This is a genomic window from Pedobacter jejuensis (genome assembly GCF_003725795.1).
Lineage (GTDB): Bacteria > Bacteroidota > Bacteroidia > Sphingobacteriales > Sphingobacteriaceae > Pedobacter > Pedobacter jejuensis.
Window position 1 is genome coordinate 186,096 of record NZ_RBEE01000011.1, and the last position, 18,327, is coordinate 204,422.

19 protein-coding genes are annotated in these 18,327 nt (G+C 36.1%); 10 read left to right on the forward strand and 9 right to left on the reverse strand.

Features of this window, described 5'->3' with window-relative positions; genetic code table 11:
- Position 1 precedes the first annotated feature (1 nt).
- Positions 2 to 1,132: a tRNA guanosine(34) transglycosylase Tgt gene (gene tgt, locus D7004_RS07295; protein ID WP_123205213.1), complete on the reverse strand. Its 1,131-nt coding sequence runs from the start codon at positions 1,130 to 1,132 to the stop codon at positions 2 to 4.
- A 197-nt stretch (positions 1,133 to 1,329) separates the two neighbouring features.
- Between tgt and D7004_RS07300 the strand changes: the two genes are divergently transcribed.
- From D7004_RS07300 to D7004_RS07310, 3 genes are all read left to right on the forward strand, one after another.
- A complete protein-coding gene (locus D7004_RS07300; RefSeq protein ID WP_244214268.1) occupies positions 1,330 to 2,457 on the forward strand; it encodes a glycosyltransferase in 1,128 nt (375 codons plus the stop codon).
- Between the two features lie 24 nt (positions 2,458 to 2,481).
- Positions 2,482 to 3,117, forward strand: coding sequence for a 16S rRNA (guanine(527)-N(7))-methyltransferase RsmG (gene rsmG / locus D7004_RS07305; protein WP_123205214.1), 636 nt, complete (start codon positions 2,482 to 2,484; stop codon positions 3,115 to 3,117).
- A gap of 109 nt (positions 3,118 to 3,226) precedes the next feature.
- Positions 3,227 to 3,655: an EamA family transporter gene (locus tag D7004_RS07310; protein ID WP_123205215.1), complete on the forward strand. Its 429-nt coding sequence runs from the start codon at positions 3,227 to 3,229 to the stop codon at positions 3,653 to 3,655.
- A gap of 23 nt (positions 3,656 to 3,678) precedes the next feature.
- On the opposite strand, the gene D7004_RS07315 is transcribed toward D7004_RS07310, so the two are convergent.
- Together D7004_RS07315 and D7004_RS07320 are read right to left on the reverse strand one after the other, a co-directional pair.
- Positions 3,679 to 4,260, reverse strand: a complete 582-nt coding sequence (locus tag D7004_RS07315) for a PRC-barrel domain-containing protein (RefSeq protein ID WP_123205216.1) — start codon at positions 4,258 to 4,260, stop codon at positions 3,679 to 3,681.
- A gap of 6 nt (positions 4,261 to 4,266) precedes the next feature.
- Complete coding sequence (locus D7004_RS07320) at positions 4,267 to 4,521, reverse strand: hypothetical protein (RefSeq protein WP_123205217.1); 255 nt, start codon at positions 4,519 to 4,521, stop codon at positions 4,267 to 4,269.
- Positions 4,522 to 4,681: 160 nt separating this feature from the next.
- On the opposite strand from D7004_RS07320, the gene D7004_RS07325 reads away from it, so the two are divergent.
- The gene (locus D7004_RS07325) at positions 4,682 to 4,891 is read left to right on the forward strand and encodes a hypothetical protein (RefSeq protein ID WP_123205218.1); all 210 of its coding nucleotides are present in this window, start codon (positions 4,682 to 4,684) and stop codon (positions 4,889 to 4,891) included.
- A 123-nt stretch (positions 4,892 to 5,014) separates the two neighbouring features.
- On the opposite strand, the gene D7004_RS07330 is transcribed toward D7004_RS07325, so the two are convergent.
- A complete protein-coding gene (locus D7004_RS07330) occupies positions 5,015 to 5,278 on the reverse strand; it encodes a DUF3072 domain-containing protein (protein WP_123205219.1) in 264 nt (87 codons plus the stop codon).
- A gap of 202 nt (positions 5,279 to 5,480) precedes the next feature.
- Between D7004_RS07330 and D7004_RS07335 the strand changes: the two genes are divergently transcribed.
- The 6 genes from D7004_RS07335 to D7004_RS07360 all read left to right on the forward strand — a co-directional run bounded on the left by D7004_RS07335 (position 5,481) and on the right by D7004_RS07360 (position 9,933).
- Complete coding sequence (locus D7004_RS07335) at positions 5,481 to 6,809, forward strand: putative sensor domain DACNV-containing protein (protein ID WP_123205220.1); 1,329 nt, start codon at positions 5,481 to 5,483, stop codon at positions 6,807 to 6,809.
- Positions 6,810 to 6,917: 108 nt separating this feature from the next.
- Positions 6,918 to 7,100: a hypothetical protein gene (locus D7004_RS07340; RefSeq protein ID WP_123205221.1), complete on the forward strand. Its 183-nt coding sequence runs from the start codon at positions 6,918 to 6,920 to the stop codon at positions 7,098 to 7,100.
- Between the two features lie 436 nt (positions 7,101 to 7,536).
- A complete protein-coding gene (locus D7004_RS07345) occupies positions 7,537 to 7,953 on the forward strand; it encodes a VOC family protein (RefSeq protein WP_123205222.1) in 417 nt (138 codons plus the stop codon).
- A 46-nt stretch (positions 7,954 to 7,999) separates the two neighbouring features.
- Complete coding sequence (locus D7004_RS07350) at positions 8,000 to 8,377, forward strand: DoxX family membrane protein (RefSeq protein ID WP_123205223.1); 378 nt, start codon at positions 8,000 to 8,002, stop codon at positions 8,375 to 8,377.
- A gap of 94 nt (positions 8,378 to 8,471) precedes the next feature.
- Positions 8,472 to 8,903 (forward strand): DUF2147 domain-containing protein, encoded by a 432-nt coding sequence (locus tag D7004_RS07355; protein WP_123205224.1) that lies wholly within the window; start codon positions 8,472 to 8,474, stop codon positions 8,901 to 8,903.
- Between the two features lie 10 nt (positions 8,904 to 8,913).
- Positions 8,914 to 9,933, forward strand: a complete 1,020-nt coding sequence (locus tag D7004_RS07360; protein ID WP_167459434.1) for a WD40/YVTN/BNR-like repeat-containing protein — start codon at positions 8,914 to 8,916, stop codon at positions 9,931 to 9,933.
- A 2-nt stretch (positions 9,934 to 9,935) separates the two neighbouring features.
- Here the strand turns inward: D7004_RS07360 and D7004_RS07365 are convergent, their stop codons facing one another.
- From D7004_RS07365 to D7004_RS07385, 5 genes are all read right to left on the reverse strand, one after another.
- Positions 9,936 to 11,510 (reverse strand): hypothetical protein, encoded by a 1,575-nt coding sequence (locus tag D7004_RS07365; RefSeq protein ID WP_123205225.1) that lies wholly within the window; start codon positions 11,508 to 11,510, stop codon positions 9,936 to 9,938.
- Between the two features lie 12 nt (positions 11,511 to 11,522).
- Positions 11,523 to 12,374, reverse strand: coding sequence for a dienelactone hydrolase family protein (locus D7004_RS07370; RefSeq protein WP_123205226.1), 852 nt, complete (start codon positions 12,372 to 12,374; stop codon positions 11,523 to 11,525).
- 220 nt (positions 12,375 to 12,594) lie between these two features.
- Positions 12,595 to 13,020, reverse strand: coding sequence for an SRPBCC family protein (locus D7004_RS07375; protein ID WP_123205227.1), 426 nt, complete (start codon positions 13,018 to 13,020; stop codon positions 12,595 to 12,597).
- A 286-nt stretch (positions 13,021 to 13,306) separates the two neighbouring features.
- Positions 13,307 to 16,912, reverse strand: coding sequence for an efflux RND transporter permease subunit (locus tag D7004_RS07380; protein ID WP_123205228.1), 3,606 nt, complete (start codon positions 16,910 to 16,912; stop codon positions 13,307 to 13,309).
- A gap of 7 nt (positions 16,913 to 16,919) precedes the next feature.
- Positions 16,920 to 18,296 (reverse strand): TolC family protein, encoded by a 1,377-nt coding sequence (locus D7004_RS07385; protein ID WP_123205229.1) that lies wholly within the window; start codon positions 18,294 to 18,296, stop codon positions 16,920 to 16,922.
- Positions 18,297 to 18,327 lie beyond the last annotated feature (31 nt).

Below are 18,327 nucleotides of genomic sequence, written 5' to 3' on the forward strand. Positions count from 1 at the left end.
TTTATAGCTTATTGCCTAATACTTTAACCATTTGGTTTTTCCACTCGTAAAATTCGCCGCTGATAATTTTTTCTCTTGCTTGTTTAACCAACCAAAGGTAAAAATGCAGGTTATGTAGCGTAGCAATTTGTGCGCCAAGCATTTCTTTGCTATGTACCAAATGTCTAAGATAGGCTTTGCTTGTTACCAAATCAACATGCAAATCGCTATCAGGTTCTATTGGCGAAAAATCATTTTCCCACTTTTTATTTCGAATGTTTATAATGCCGTTTTTTGTAAACAACATACCATTTCTGGCATTTCTTGTTGGCATTACACAATCAAACATATCAATGCCCAAGGCAATATTTTCTAAAATATTAATTGGCGTACCAACGCCCATTAAATAACGTGGTTTTTCGTAGGGTAATATATCGCAAACTACTTCAGTCATTGCATACATTTCTTCGGCAGGTTCACCGACTGATAAACCACCAATTGCATTACCTTCCCTGTCCATACTTGCGATAAATTCGGCTGATTTAACCCTTAAATCTTTATAAACCGAGCCTTGCACAATTGGGAAAAGCGTTTGGTCGAATCCATATTTTGGTTGGGTAGTATCAAAACGAGTGCAACAACGTTTTAACCAACGATGTGTCATTTTAATGGATTCAGCCGCATATTTATAATCGCAAGGGTATGGTGTACATTCATCAAAAGCCATAATGATATCAGCTCCGATGGTTCGTTGGATATCCATTGCGTACTCCGGCGTAAAAAGGTGTTTTGAACCATCAATATGAGAATTGAAAGTAACGCCTTCCTCTTTAATTTTACGCACCTTGCTTAACGAATACACTTGGTAACCACCGCTATCGGTTAAAATTGGCCGATCCCAACCGATAAATTTATGCAGGCCACCTGCTTTTTCTAAAGTATCTAATCCTGGTCTTAAATAAAGATGGTACGTATTGCCTAAAATTATTTGTGCGTTAATATCTTGCTCTAATTCTCTTTGGTGTACTGCTTTTACCGTTCCTGCAGTACCAACAGGCATAAAAATTGGGGTTTGTATTTCGCCATGAGCAGTAGTAACTGTTCCGGCTCTGGCTTTGGAAAGTGGATCTTTAGCCTGTAAAGTAAATTTCATTTGTAGTGTATAATTTATTGATGGGTAAACGAATCCCTTTAATTAACAATAATAGAGCGTTATTAGGCATTATTTACCGTTGAAAAATCTGCCAAAAGTAGCAAAATTTGAGGGTTTATTTTTGTTTAATTTTTTATCCACATAAAAGTGTATTACAGATTAAAAATGAGAAATTTGCGCCTATTTATTTTGATACCGTGATATTAACCTTAACCGAAATTTGTTTACTTTCTGCATTTGCTATTTGTCTGTTTGTACAATTGTATTTTGTTCTTTTTGTGCATTTAAAACTTGCTAAGATTACTGTAGAAGAGTTGCCACAATCAGCTAAATTTCCTTTAAGTGTTATTATATGCGCAAGGAATGAAATTAGCAATCTTCAAAAATATTTGCCATCTGTATTAAACCAAAACTATCCGGATTTTGAGGTTGTGGTAGTTAATGATAGGTCGTGGGATGGTACAGAAGAATACCTGGAACAACTCGAAACGCAGCACGCCAATCTTAAAATAGTAAAGATTTTAGATAACGATAAATTCATTGCCGGTAAGAAATTTGCAGTAACAATGGGTATTAAGGCTGCAAAAAGCGAATGGCTGGTGTTTACCGATGCCGATTGTGTACCCGAAAGCGATAACTGGTTAATGTATATGCAGAAACCCGCAGATGAACAAACGGAGATTGTTTTAGGTTATTCGCCATATTTAAAAAGGCGAAGTTTGTTAAATGCCCTTATCCGCTTCGAAACTTTTTTTACTGCTGTAAATTATCTTTCTTTTGCTTTAAAAGGAATGCCATACATGGGCGTAGGTAGAAATTTGGCTTATAAAAAATCGCTTTTTTTTAAAAACAAAGGCTTTGCCGCTCACATGCATATACCATCGGGCGATGATGATTTATTTGTAAATGCTCATGCTACTGCTCGCAATACAGCAATCAGAATAAATAAAGAAAGCCAGGTGTGGAGTGAACCTAACAAAACCTGGGCTGGATATCTCCGCCAAAAGAAACGTCATTTTGGTGCTGGCAAATTCTATAAGTCAAAGCACAAGTTTATACTTAGTTTGCAAATCATTTTTCAATTTTTATTTTACACTAGTTTTGCAGCTTGTATGTTTTTAAGTAATGAGGCAAAATACGTAGCAGCCGGCATATTTTTATTAAGCTTGATAATAAGATGCTTGATTTATCCAAAACTTTTGAAACGTTTAAATTATAGTGATTTACGTTGGTGGTTCCCAATATTAGATATACTTTTGTTCTTCTTTTTGATGCTTAACGGTTTTTTATCCATGTTTGGAAAAAAGAAAGTAAGCTGGAAATAATTTTAAATTATATATAATAACAACATGTCCGAAATAAAGCCCGATATAATTTTTAAATATTTTCCTGATTTATCAGATAAACAGATTGAGCAATTTTCGCAATTATTTGATTTATATAGTCATTGGAACGCTCAAATAAATGTTATTTCTAGAAAAGATATTGAAGAATTGTACGAGCGCCATGTGCTGCATTCTTTAGGAATTGCAAAAGTTTGCAACTTTAAAGCAGGTGAAAGTATATTGGATGTTGGTACAGGAGGTGGTTTTCCTGGCATTCCATTGGCAATTTTATTTCCTGAAACACAATTCTATCTAGTAGATTCTATCGGAAAGAAAATTAAAGTAGTAAAAGAAGTGGCTTCTGCTTTGGGTTTAGATAATCTAAAAGCCGAACATTTGCGAGCAGAACAGGTTAAAGAAAAATTTAATTTCATCATTTCAAGAGCAGTAACTCGCTTAGGTGATTTTTATCCATGGATACAAGGTAAGTTTAAAAAGGACTCCTTAAATGCCATTCCGAATGGGATATTATATCTAAAAGGTGGCGATTTAGCAGAAGAAATTAAAGAATCAAAATTAAAGGCAGAGTTATATCCGCTATCCGATTATTTTGAGGAAGATTTTTTCGATACCAAATACGTGGTTTATGTACCGCAATAAATAGTTTATTACTTCCTCATCTCATTTTATCAAAGTATTTGCTTTCGTAGATGTTTTATTAATTACAACCTTTTGTAAAGCTTGTTGTTATTAAAGCAAAAATAAATATATGTGGATTGTATGGGCAGTGCTTGCGGCAATATCGGCAGCACTTGTAATTGTTTTAACTAAAGCGGGCTTAAAAAATGTAGATTCAAGTCTCGCTTTTGCAATCCAAGCAGTACTAATTTTATTGATTACATGGGCCGTAGTAATCTACCAAGGCAATTTTAACGAATGGAAAGACATCGAAAAAAATGCCTGGATTTTCTTATTAGCAGCGGGTGTTTTCACCTCGCTTTCAACACTGTTTTCTTACAAAGCTTTATCATTAGGTCCTGCATCTGCAGTAGCAACTATAGAACGCTCCTCATTGGTAATTGCCATTGTTTTATCGGTAATATTCTTAAAAGAGAAACTTACCTGGCAAATCGTAATTGGCGGTGCGGCTATGGTTGCTGGCGCTTTGTTAATCGCCTTATCTGATAATGGAGAATAAGTCTATTAAGTAAGTTGTATGGACTAGTATAACTTTGACGGCATTCCATTTTCGGTATCAGGATCATTCTCTCCGTTTTCTTGAATTTTCTTTGATGACGATTCATCAATAGAATTTTCAGGTTGATTTTTATTTCTTTGGAACATCGCTCTATCGAAATTATGGTGGTTGTAAAATGTATTCCTATCAAAAGCAACTATTTTCTGTTCCATTCTTAACGCAGCAGGACTACCAACAACATCCCTTATCAAAACTTCAATTTCTTCACCAAAGCTTTCTTTATTATATTTTGGCCATGCTCTAAATTGCTCTGTATGAATATCGGGCAGCGTAACTTCATCATTTTCGGTATGCAATCTTGCTAAACCGATCGGAACGGCAACGCTTGTTTCTTCATTCAATACGCCAGTTCCTTCTAGTTCAACAATAATGTACCGAACAGCCTGACTCGCAGGGTCAAAAAGTAATTCTTTTACTGTTCCTATATAAGCATTGCTTTCATTCTTTACTTCCCAGCCAATGATATTCGGCTCATCTCCTACAATTTGATAATCGCTTTTAGTAAGTTCTTGTAAATTGTTTTGGTTATATTCTTTATCAGACATAATTCTTTAATTTTTTGTTATGAATAGGATTTCTTGAACCCTAAAGGGCATTTTCAAATCAGGATTATTTACCTCGTATTTACCAAAATTTAGAGTTCTTGTATTTAATTTGGCATTGGATATAGAATCTGTTGCTGATTTTTCACCATTACTATTGTATCTGTTAAATATTAAAACAGCTAATGCAATGAGTAATAAAATTATTAATAACCACACCCACCATGGGCGTTTTGGTTTGCGTTCAACTTCTAGATGTGCCATAATTCATGTGTAAGTCTCAATTATATTTATGAGACAAGTGTAGAACATCAAGCTGAAGGAAAGGTTTTTGATAAAATGGCTTTAAGTTTTAATTGTAAGGAAAGAAAATGGATAAAACTTTAGCTGAAAAATTATGTTGGAGGATTAAAAAACAACACTTATGGAAAACTTTAACATCACAGTTAATAATATCAATTATTTAATTGAGCCTCAGGATAATGGCACTTACAGAGTAATGGATGGGGAAGAGAAGATTGGCGTTATTTATGCAGAATCTGTAGATGAAAAAAAAGAATGGCGGACTTTGGATGAGCTTGAATCTGAATTTGTCTCAGCCGCTGGAGAACAGATAGCAATCCACAATAATTAAGCTTTGTAATCGGCAGAAATTTATTTTGGGTAGAAAATTACCTTCTCGAATCAAATTAAAAAAGTCTGCTAAATAATAATTATAGCAGACTTTTTTTATAAAAATTATATTTGGAATGTTGGATTACGAATTTAAACCTCTTCCGGTTTTGTGCTGTAATTCATCAATTCGTTTTGAAGCTTCTGATTTTGAGAGCTTTTCATCAAATTCTTCTCCAGCTTCATCAGAAAGCGTTTTTAGATATGATTCCTGTGCACCAGTCATAGGCTCATCTCCCGTCGTCCATTCATCAGGATCCTTAATTGCGTTCGAACCTTTTATTTCGTTATTGTCTGGAGTTTTATTTCCCTGCTCATCAAATAAGCTTTGTTCATCATTATTTATCATGCTTTTATAATTTAGTTTCTATTATCAAACACATGTTCACATACCATTGTTTTTAACCAGAAAACTTGTCTTACTCATTAAGGTTGTATGCTCAATCTTTGTGCTTTTGGCAATTTTATCAATGTAATTCTGAAGAAAAAGTATATTCACGCTTATCGATAAACTATTTTTAGATCGTGGTGTTAGTATTAAAAAAAGCACTTTGGAAAATTCACACCCACAAGATCTTGCCGCATTGGTTTACAATAAATTAAAAATCAATAAACTTATTGCATCATTGCCAGATATAAAGGTTTTGGAAGATTTGTTCGATTGCCTTTTCTATGCCAGCATGTGTAAGGAAGAGAGTGATCTTATTAAGGTTACAATTACTTTCATTGATCCTAAAAATCCAGATCCTAACCCTCCTGCTTACATTGTACCAGAGCGATGGAGTTTTATTGCCTTTGATAAGCCAGTTGCAATGACTACCAAAGCTTTGGCGAAGCTATCCAAAGCTGCAGATCCTTCATCATCTACATTAGCGGTTTATTATGGCGATGATAACAAACTCTATGTTTGGGGTATGATAGACCAAGCGATGCACTATCAAAACTTTTTGAATTATGAATCGGATACAGACTCTGAACAACCAGGGCTTTTTCAGGTTTCAATAAGTGATATAGGCACACTTCATGTCCTGTTTGATTATGAATTGCTGGCTACACTTAAGCAAAATGTTTTAGTAAAAAGGTATCCAGATGTTTTAACAATTGGTCCGATTTCTAAAATATTGAAAAAGAATGCCGACTTTTTAAAAATTGCCATAAAGGATTATTTAATTGCTAAACATCCATTGGAACCGTATACAGAATGGGAAGATTTTTTGGATAATCTCTGGATTCAAACATTTTCAAGAATGCTAATAAAAATTCAGGACTACCAACATGGAGGGGCAATTTTAATCGCCGATAATAGTGTTGATTTAGACGTTAAATACCGAATTCATTATGAACGATTAACTTTGGCAATGATTGCCCATGCGAAAGCAGCGATAGATAATTACATCTATGAATCGGAAATCCAAAACAATTTTAAGTCGGGCAGGCGTTCGGTTAGCAAACATTCTTACATTGGCGAATTACAATCTAATTATCAGAAAAAAGGTACAAATGATGAAATTAAAGGCGCCATAAGCTTCATTTCATCGCAAAGTTGTGTAGATGGAGTGGTGCTATTTAATAGAAATATGGTAGCTAATGGATTTGGAGGTGTACTTCGGGCTAAGAAAATGCCTGGAAAAATTTATATTTCACAAACTGCAACTGCAAATTCAAAATCTTTAACGCCTCACGATCCAAAGCATTATGGAACCCGACATCGATCGATGATTGCTTATTGCTGGAATCATCCTACGGCACTTGGGCTAGTTATATCACAAGATGGAGATATTCGAGTTTTTACGAGGGTAGAGGATAAACTAATTATGTGGGAGAATATTAAAACGCAGCAATACCTGACAAATAAATCTCAGCGTAAAATGCAGGTTTAAAACTTGTAAAGGTGCTGAACACATTGGAATAATCCGCTTGAATCAAAATACTTATAAATCAAACATTTATCGCAGTTGTTCGTTCAGTATATATAACCTCAACTATAAATGATCCACATTTCCAAAAATACCAAATCAACTGACTTAGAACGTGTAAAGAAAGGCGATACGATAAGTTTTGACAATGGAAAATCTGGAGAAGTTACAGCTGTGCAAATTCTCGAACATAGTACTCAAAAGAAATACTACTACAAAATAAAAAATGACGGAATTGTATTAGTCATTAAATAAATCAATGTAAATCGATTCATCTTTTACCACGAATCGAACCTTATGAAATTTAATTTATTTATAATTTTTCATAGTCTATCGGCATCGGTTCAGCCGAGTAATAACCATAAAGCATAATACAGAGAGAGATAACGTAGAAGCAACCAACAATCGAAAGGAATGTGCTCATAAAAATATTATTTGGTTAATGTTACTATAACGTTAAGGTAATCAGAATTATTTTAACATTGAGAATTATTTTTTAATGTATTAGAATGATTACAGAAAATTAATAAATAGAGCGATTAAAATCCCTCGTTCAGGCGCAGCATACGTTTATTTAAGTTGAAAATAGGCAAATTAGAATACATAGAATAATCTGTGTACCTTTAAGTATTGCACTAACCATTGTTATCTACGAACCTAATTTATCATAAACCATATAAATTACTAAATTATGGCTTCAATTCACACCTATTTAAATTTTAACGGAAATACAGAAGCTGCATTTAACCACTACAAATCTGTTTTTGGTGGAGATTTCATTACCATTCAGCGTTTCAAAGATTCACCTGGTTGCGACGGAATGAAAGCAGATGACCTAGATAAAATAATGCATATTGCATTACCTATCGGAGGAAGTATTTTAATGGGAACTGATATAACTGATCCAATGCCTCCAGCAACTTATGGTACAGGTATATCACTTTCTGTAGATGCACAAAGTGAGTCGGAAGCACATAAAATATTTAATGGTTTAGCAGATGGTGGTAGCATAACTATGGCACTAGAAAAAACTTCCTGGGGGGCATTGTTTGGGATGGTAACTGATAAATTTGGTATTCCTTGGATGATAAATTACGATTATAAATAAACTCAATAAGTAAATACAAAAAATCTTATCCTAAACTAAAATATTTATGAAAATCGCCGTAATTATCGTCCGTGTTTTATTAGGTGCAATGTATTTGTTTGCATCTATTAGTTATTTTGCTAAATATATGCCAGAGGCTCCTGAAATGTCGGCTGAACAAACAACATTTATGTCAGGCGTTATGGCATCAGTTTATTTAATGCCATTAATAAAAATAACAGAATTAATTGCCGGTGTTTTACTCCTTATTGGAAGAATTGCACCATTGGCTGCATTAATTATTTTCCCGGTTACCTTAAATATTTTCCTGTATCATGCTTTTTTAGGTCCGAAAGAATTGCCAATGGTAGCTGTAATGCTAATATTTAATTTATTTCTTTTTTATGCTTATCGCCAAAAATATCTGCCTATTATTTCTAAGTAGTTTGTTTGCAAAACATTTGGTGGTTTTTATATTTATTATGTTTGCATAGAAAATGCAAATTACTATCTTTAAAAACACTAAATAGAAATTAATTATGAGAAAATTACAGTTTTTGGTGCTGCTTTTTGCAGCAATAAGTTTTAATGCACTTGCGCAAAATAAAGATGCTGTTGTTGGTAAATGGTTAAATCCATCGGGCGAAGGGCAGATAGAAATTTATAAAAAGGGCGCTAAATATTACGGCAAATTAGCCTGGTTAAAGGAACCTAACATTAATGGAAAGCCTAAAACTGATGTTAATAATCCATCATCATCCTTACAAAGCAGACCATTATTAAACCTGGAAATTTTAAAAGATTTTGTTTATGATGATGGAAAATGGACCGATGGAACAATATACGATCCTAAAAGTGGTAAAACATACAGTTGTAACATATCGCTTAAAGGTAATGATGTAATGAACGTTAGAGGTTACATTGGAATTTCACTACTCGGTCGCTCAGAAACGTTTAAAAGAGTAAAATAAGTAATTAAATATGATGAAAATATTCTGGTGCCTAATTTTGGCACCTTTTTTTTGCTTTGCGCAAACCTATTCTATAAAACCATTAAATAAAAATACCAAAACCAGCATAAGAGGATTGAGTGTTGTAACCGATAAGGTTATTTGGGTTAGTGGAAGTAATGGTTCAATAGGTAAAACTGTTAATGGAGGAGAAACCTGGACTTGGATAAAACCAGTAGGTTATGAAAAACTAGATTTTAGAGATATTGAAGCTTTTGATGAAAATGAAGCAATTGCCGTTAATGCCGGCTCGCCAGCATATATTCTAAAAACTACCGATGGTGGTTTAAATTGGGTTGAAACTTATAAGAATACCGATACTGCAATATTTTTAGATGGCTTGGGCTTTTGGGATAAAAACAAAGCAATTATTTTTGGCGACCCCATTAACAACAAAATGCAATTGCTTAAAACCATTGATGCAGGTAAAAAGTGGATTGATATATCCTCTAATCTAAAACTTCCATTAGCAAAGGGCGAAGCAGGTTTTGCTGCCAGCGGAACAACAATAAAAACTTTAGCTGGTGGAAAAGTTTGGATAGCAAGCGGCGGAACAGTATCAAACATCTATTATTCTTCCGATTATGGTTTAAACTGGCAGGCTTACAAATTACCCATTTGGCAAGGTGAAAATAGCACCGGACCATTTTCTATCGATTTTTATAATGCAAAAATTGGTGTAGCGGTTGGTGGAAATTATGTTAAAGATAAAGATAACAGCAATAACATTTTATTAACTGATGACGGTGGTAAAACCTGGAAAAAACCTGAAACTCCGGTGTTTGGCTATCGCTCAGGAGTTACCTACATTACCAAAAATACTTTAATCGCTACCGGAACATCAGGTACTGATATTTCTTTGGATGGAGGAGCAAACTGGAAACATATATCAGATTTAAGTTTTAATGTTGTTCAAAAATCGAAAAAAGGGAGCGTAGTCGTTTTAGCTGGAAATAATGGGCTAATCTACCAACTAGAGGCAAATCCGTAATTTTAAATTTTTTCTATAAATATTGGAGTTTCGCCAACCTCGATTTTTAGTTTTCCATTTTTGGTAGCTGTGGTTTTAGCGAGCATTTGCTGTTTACCTATTTGCAAAGAATGTACGATGGCTTGTTTAGCATTGCCTAAATCCAATTCGTAAGTAACTTTCAATCCTTTTTGGCTTGGAAGCGTTAATACATACATTTCTTTTTTATTGAGTTTGTATAAATCAACTATTGGTTGATTACTCAAGGTTTTAAAATAGAAATAATTTCCGAGTAACTTTTTGACTTGAAGCATGTAATCTGCTGATGGCCTTTTGGTTCCATTTTCGTTCACAAAACCCGATGAACTGTATTGCACAGGATTATTTACACCACCGGCATCATCAAGCATATAAAACATGCACCTGGAAATTCCATGCCTTGCATAGAGTAGTGACGTTCTTAAATTCCAATCTGCTTGCGTAATAAATGATGACTTCGAGCCAATTGGAATAGCAGATTGAGGTGTTTTGCCAACATCATAACCAGTTTCCGTAACCCAAACCGGTATATTGGGTGCATTTTTATCCCTCATTTTGATAAATTTATCAGCCATTTCACCAAGTTCCGATAGTTCTGGGGCAATACCGCTGGTTGCTTTTCCGCTGTTTACAAATGCATCGTTAGCGTACAAGTGGTAATTAATCACATCGAAGCACAAATCTATTTTGCCATCGGGTTTCAACCCTCGATTTTTTTTACACCATTCAATCATTTGCGCTACAAACTCTGGTTTTGCATCTCCCAAACCGCCCATTACGACCTGGATATTTTTATCGGCTGATTTTACACCAACGTTTTTGCCTAACTTTCCTTTATGTCCATCATAAAATGCTGATAAATTTGCTGCATATTCCTCCGCAGTTTGCTGAGCTTTTTTACCAGCCCACCATTTATCGGGTTCGTTATTACATTCTATATATTTGATTAAACCCAATCCGATTTTTAATTGATTAGCATCATCGCCCGTCCATCTTTTGCTGGTGTCCACAGATATTAAACTGGCATCGATATTTTTATTTGAGCCATACCTTGCTGCAAACTGAAAAGCCATTTTTGCTTGAGTCATATAAGATTTTGGGTCATTTTTATCAGCATTAAAGGGCACAGGTGTGTTATCTGCACCTCGTTCATTTTCAGGATAACTTTGTACAAACCACTTCGGTACGTTTTTTAAACAAACTAAAACATCTATATTTTCTGCTTTTAACCTTTGATACATAACATCATAATAAGCGCCTCCTGCATGAGTAGGGTTAAAAGTGTACTTACCTTGGTTAGATTCCATTCTCTCCCAATCCAGGTAATGCCGAATGGCACCGAAAGATCTTATTACTTCAATTTTTTTTGCACTTATAAGGTTTTCTTGTTTGTCTTCAACGAAATCCCATTCAAATGCGTTAACACCCAAATAGTTTCGAAATGGAAAGGAAGAAGGCTTGTTCAATTGCCTGTTTAAATCAACCTCATCTGGCTTTAAATATCTTTTACAGTTACAAAAGAATAGTAATACTGCTAAAGCAATAAAAGCATTTTTCATTAACCTGGGAAATTAACTTAACTTTTGCTTAAACAACTCTATTGTTCTGCTCCAGGCCAGTTTTGCAGCTGCTTCATTGTATCTTGTTGGCGATGTATTATTGTTAAATGCATGGTTTACACCATCATAAATAAAAATTTTGTAATCTACATTTGCGGCCTTTAATGCTGCTTCATAAGCAGGGATGCCTGCATTTATGCGTTCATCTAAACCTCCGTAGTGCATCATTACACTTGCTTTGATTTTTGCAACATCTGCAGGGTTGGGCTGAGCACCGTAATAAGCCACAGCGGCATGTAAATTTGGATCATTCACAGCAAGTTTATTCGACATGCCGCCTCCCCAACAAAAACCAACACAGCCAACTTTTCCATTGCCACCTTTAATTTTACGTAGGTATTCCAAGCCTTTTAAATAATTCTGAAGATTTTTTTCCGGGTCTAATTTTCCAATCAATTCACGCCCTTTGTCTTCATCTGCAGGTGTACCACCCAATGGCGATAACGCATCAACCCCTAAAGCGATAAACCCTTCTGCTGCAACCCTTTTGGTTACATCAATAATGTGTGGATTTAAACCTCTGTTTTCATGAATAACCAACACAGTACCTAAATTCTTTTTGCCTTTCGGCCTAGCTAAAACAGCTTTCATATCACCCTCAACACCCGCAAAAGTTATTTCTTCTGATGTGATTTCATCGCTTACAAATTCTGCTGCAGCAACATAATTATTTTCCAGTAGGGGTAAAATTGTTGCAGCTAAAGCTGTGCTTCCGGCAAGGATAGCAAGCTTTTTCATAAATTCTTTTCTGTTGATTTGGCTGTGCGTGTATTTATCGTACAGGTTGATGATTTTTTGGTTCATGAGGATGATTTAAAAAAAGTGATTTAGCTAAGATAACATTCTGATATCTAATAACCTGAGCGTTCTATGAATAAATTTTTCAGTATCTTATAAGGTCATTTTTGCAAGGCACGAGCTAATCATATAATACTTGCTTGCATCAAACAAAATCAAACTAAAAAATTGCTTCAATTATTACAGCCATATAATTTCTACAGGTGTATCGATCAGCCAGTAAAAACTAGCTTGCTTCAGTAAGTTTTTTAAAATTATCTAGAATAGCTTGCCACCCATCTCTCTGCATTTCTACAGGATTTTGCGTTTCAGGATCAAAAGTTTCTGTAATTTTAGTAGTTGCTTCATCACCTTCAAAAACAATTTTTACTGTTCTACCATCACCCAAAATATATTCTATTAATTTGTTTTCTTCAACAGTTGTATAGGTTCCGCCAAAATCGAAACTCATACTTCCATCTTTTGCTGCCATGGTTGTAGTAAATTGACCGCCTTCACGTAAATCATTTTCTGCATGAGGCGCATGCCAATCGGGAGAAGCAAATGCCCAATTTTTTATGTGTTCAGGGTTATTCCAAAATTCCCAAACTTTTTCAGTTGAAGCATTTACAATGGTTTCTATTGTAATTGGTTGTAGTTTTTCAGTTGCCATATTTGGTTATAGTTATTATGGCATAAATATAATAACCTGATTTCGATTATTAATTTTCTTTCACATTATTAATAAGCTGCTATTTTTTAGTTAACGTCACCCTGAATTTATTTCAGGGTCTTTTTTGCAGGAAAGATGCTGAAATAAATTCAGCAAGAGGTGTCTTAAAAGCAATACGGCTATAAAAAAGCAAAATATTAAGTTTAAGAATCGAGCTCAGATTAATAGAAACTTAAGGATAAGGAAAGTCGTCTAAAAGATTTAATTTTAGATAAAAAATAGGAAATTAATGCTCTATTAAAGGAATTTCAAAATAAAAGGTAGAACCTTTATCAACTTCGCTATCTACACCAATTTTGCCATTGTGTCGCTCTATAATTTCTGCACTAAGGTACAATCCAATACCGAAGCCAGAAACCGTATGGTGTTTACCAACTCGATAATATCTGTCGAAAAGTTTTTCTAAATCTATTTTATCAATACCAATTCCGTTATCGCTAACGCTAACAAAAGCTTTATTATTCAATATTTTACATTTAACATCCACCCTTGTGCCTGAAGGAGAATATTTTACCGCATTGCTTAATAAGTTAGATACTACACTACCAATTTTATCGCGGTCTGCATTTACTTCAATAGGTTCATCAACCGATAATATGATTTCATGAGAAAATTGAACAATATCGCTTTCTTCGATTAGTTCTACAAGCAATTCATCTAACCTGAAAACATTTTTTTCTATCAACAATTTACCAGATTCAAGGCGGGAAACATTTAAGAAACCATTAATCATGCTAGTCATTTTCCTGATTTGATTGTAAGCTCTATTTAGCGCATTTAACGCATAGGTATCCTCACTTTTTCTGGCTCTTGATTGCAGTACCTGTACAAATCCGCTGATGGCTGTTAATGGTGTTTTAAGTTCGTGACTTACCATTCCGATAAAGTCATTTTTCCTCAATTCATCCTTTTTAAGCTCGGTAATATCTACACTAGAACTAATGTAGCCCATAAAAATTCCATCATTATTAAAACGCGGAGTTCCTTTTGCCAAAAGCCATCTATATTCGCCATCCAAGCCCATCAACCGAAATTCGCCTGTAAAAGTTGATTGTTTGTCGAAAGATTTATTATAAACATCCATATAAATATTTCTATCCTCAGGATGAACCAAATCTATATAGCCTAATTCCACCAACTCTTGCATTGTGCGGCCCGTAAGTTTTACCCAAGCATTGTTAAAGTAGGTTGCCTTTCGAGATAAATCACCAACTGAAATATAAATATCAGTTGCTTCTGCCATATTTCTAAAGCGATCTTCACTTTCTTCGATAACTAATCGATGTTCAACTTCTTCCGTAATATCTATAATAACACCTAAAAAACGAGCTTCTTTAAGCTTAGTTTTTGGAATGCTTTTGCCAACAACTCTAACCCATTTTTTAATTCCGGTAGAACCTTGAATGATTGGGTATTGAACGTCAAAAGGTATGTGTTTAGCTAGGGCATCTGCACGGGCTTTTTCAATTACTGATAAATATTCAGGAACTACCGTTTTTATAACATCTGTCCACAAAACATCAGTTTCTAAAGGCAAGCCATAAAACTCTCTTGCTTTTTTAGAAATATCAAACTTGCCTGTTGAAGGATAGATGCTGTAGATACCTAAATTACCCGAAGCTAGTGCCAGATTTAAGTTCTCTTCGGTTTCAGCCAGTTCTTCATTTTTTATAAGTAAACTTTCTTGTGCTTCCTGCAGTTCTTCATTTGTTGTAGCCAACTCTTCATTAGTAGCGGATAGTTCTTCGTTCGAAGTCGCTAATTCTTCTGTTATCGCCTGAAGCTCTGCTTTGTTTTGTTCTAATTCTGTAAAGCTTTCAACTTGTTTAGTTACATCAATAACCGTTGCCATGATGTATTCAACATTTCCAATCGAATCGAATATCGGATCGTAAGAAAAATCTACATAAATTTGATGGCTTTTACCATTTGTATCTACGATAACAGCTGGGATCTGGTCCATTGCAACACGATTGCCAGTTTCGAATGCATCTGTTAAAAGTTTCGGGAAACGCTGAAATTCCAATTCAGGAAAAACATCAACTAACTTTCTGCCCGCCACATCTTCTAAATTGCGTTGCCAAATAGCAAGCATTTTTGGGTTGGGCATTTGAATAACCAAATCTTTTCCCTTTAAAAGGGTTATGGCAACATTGGCAGTCACCTGTGTCTGCCCGGTGTCCACAGCAGGAAAAAGTTCGGTACCAATTGAAAGAAAGAAAATAATCACAAAACCAGTGGATACCAAAGAAAATAATAGTGTGATCAGTCCGGTTTTTTTGGAAATACGGGTAATAGTTCCCGTATAACTTATTTTTAACCGCTCAAAACGGTTATTTGAACTTGATTGAGGAAGATGGCCTTTCATCATCCAGTTGCTTAGTACAGGCACGAAGGTTTGGGACAGGAAGAATGAGGCGATCATGGCAAAACCCACCGCCAACGATAGCGGCATAAACATCGCCCTTGGTACCCCATTCATAAATAGGGGAGGAACAAATACGGCCAGGATACTTAGAAGGATCAATAATTTTGGCGTTGCAATCTCTTTACAAGCATCGGCTATGGCCTGCCGCTTATCTTTTCCCATTTCCAGATGCCGGTGTATGTTTTCTATGGTAACCGTAGCTTCATCAACCAGAATTCCAACTGATAGGGCGAGTCCGCCCAAAGTCATGATATTTATGGTCTGTCCGAACAGGTACAGCACCGTAGCTGAGCACAATAAGGCCAGGGGAATGGTCATAACTACAATTAAAGCCCCTCTTCTGTCTCCTAAAAACAGTAGTACCATTAAGCCCGTTAAAATCGCACCCAGGCCACCTTCAAATAATAAGCTTTTTAAAGCACTGATTACATAGCCAGACTGGTCAAACTCGTAAGAAACTTTAATGTCTTCGGGTATAGCGGCCTGCATATCCGGCAGCGAAGCTTTCACCAGTTTAACTACATCCCAGGTGGAAGCATCAGCTCGCTTGGTTACCGGGATATAAACTGAACGCTTGCCATTCACCAGTGCATAGCTGGTGGTTACATCCGAGCCAATACTTACTGTGGCTATGTCCTTTATGTATACCGATGTGCCGCTTCCTTTTTGTAACGGGGTGTTTTCCAGATCCTGCAGGTTTTCAATCACGCTGTTTTGCGGGGTAAGATAAGTACTGTCTCCGATGCGTACATTTCCCGCCGGAGAAATCGTATTTGAAGTGGCCAGGGACTGCATCACCTGCCCTGGCGATAACTGGTAATTACGTATTTTATCAGGATCCACATTAATGATTACCGTTTTATTATTTCCGCCGAAAGGCGGTGGTGCAGATACACCCGGAAGGGTTGAAAACATTGGCCTTACCTTAAACAGGGCAAGATCTGAAATTTCGCCCAACGACTTGGTTTCTGAACTGAATACCAACTGGCCAACCGGGACGCTTCCTGCATCAAAGCGGGTAATAAATGGGGGAACCGTGCCCGGCGGCATAAATGCCCTCGAACGGTTTACATAACCTACCACTTCTGCCATTGCTTGTGCCATATCCGTTCCCTCATTAAATTCAATTTTAATGAGGGCTGCACCCTGTATGGATTTGGAGTCAACGTATTTTACTCCCGTGATATACAAAAAGTGGTATTCGTAATAGGAGGTAACAAAACCCTCCATCTGCTCCGGAGAAAGCCCTCCATAGGGCTGGGCGACATACACCGTAGGTAAGCCTAAAGTTGGGAAAATGTCTATTTTGCTGTTTCTGATAGAGATGTAAGAAAAAAAAGCGATACCAAGAACGGCAACAAGAACGGTAATAGGATGCCTTAATGCGGATATAATAAGTTTCATATTCTGGTTATCTGTTATAAAATAAATTTAGGTCTCCCTTTGCCACGCTTATATCCAGCAATGAACGCTGAATAATTAATTTGGCACTTGTATCATTGATCTCTGCCTGCTGCAATTCAAATTGTGCTTGTGTCAACCGGGTAAAATCTACCAGGCCGGCGTCATAACTGACCCTCAAACTATTATATGCCGCCAGGGCACTTTTCAACCGGATTGCCGTATTCTTTGAAACCGCAACATTAGATTGGTACTTTTGCAGCGCCATATCAGCCTGTTTATTTAAATCAAGTTTTACCTGACCCATTCTAAATTCATCTGCCTTTAAAAGTTCCTGATATTGCTTCTTTTTACTGCTTAACTGATGAAACTGAAGAAGAGGGAAACTCAATTGAACACCAACACCTATATTACTGCGGCTTAAATTAAAGCCTTCAGATTTGTTGATGTTGTTATTCACATCAATTCCTGATCCCCTGCCATAAACATTGCCCCAAAAATCCAGTTTTGGCCGCCATGTTTTTTTTACTTCGTCAAGCAGCGATGCTGTGACCTCTTTTTGTGCTGAAGCGGATTGGTAATAGGGATGGCCGGAGATGTTGACCGCCGTATCAATAGCTGTGTTCATCGCCTGAAAAGAGGTGTCCGTAAGAACCAGATTACCACCTCTTTCAGTATTTCCTATTAGACTGGAAAGCTCAATGAGTTTTTGTTTGTAATTATTTTGGGTTTGCAGGAGGTCTATCGCTGCCTGGGCAATGGAGCTTTGTAACTGAAGTGTATCAATACCTGGTCTTAACCCATTCTTCGCCAGTTCCAATGATTGGTCAAGGCTAGATTGATATCTGTTTATATTTGCCTGATTGGCAACTATGATCTGTTTAAAATAAATGGCATCCAGGTAGGCATTAACTGCCAAAAACTCATATTTAAAAGCCTGCTCATTGTAATCAGCGTTAGCTAATTTATATTGTGCAGTAGCTCTTTCGATAGCAGCGCCCCGCTGTCCGAAAGTAACAGGCCTCCACATCAGCAATGCGGTGGCTGCAGAACCCGGCACCAAATTAATATCATTATTTACGGATGGCGGGCCGCTTATAGGCATGATCAAACTTGGATAGCTCATGCCTGTGATATTATTGAACGTTGCCAGGTTAGCCTGATAAGCAACCGTCAGGTCGGGCATCAGACTCCGTTTTTCAAAAGCTATCAAATTTTTACTGGCTTCAATTTCTGATCTGGCAGCATTTAACCGGGGCAGATTGTCCTTGACCAAAGCGGAAACATCTTTTATAGCTAACTGCGTTTGAGCGTAACTCATTGAACATGCCATTAAAGTTAAAAAGCCGATCCCGAGCGTACATAGATATCTGGTTCCTGATGCCATTGTATGAGTTGAAATTATTGCGGTTATATAT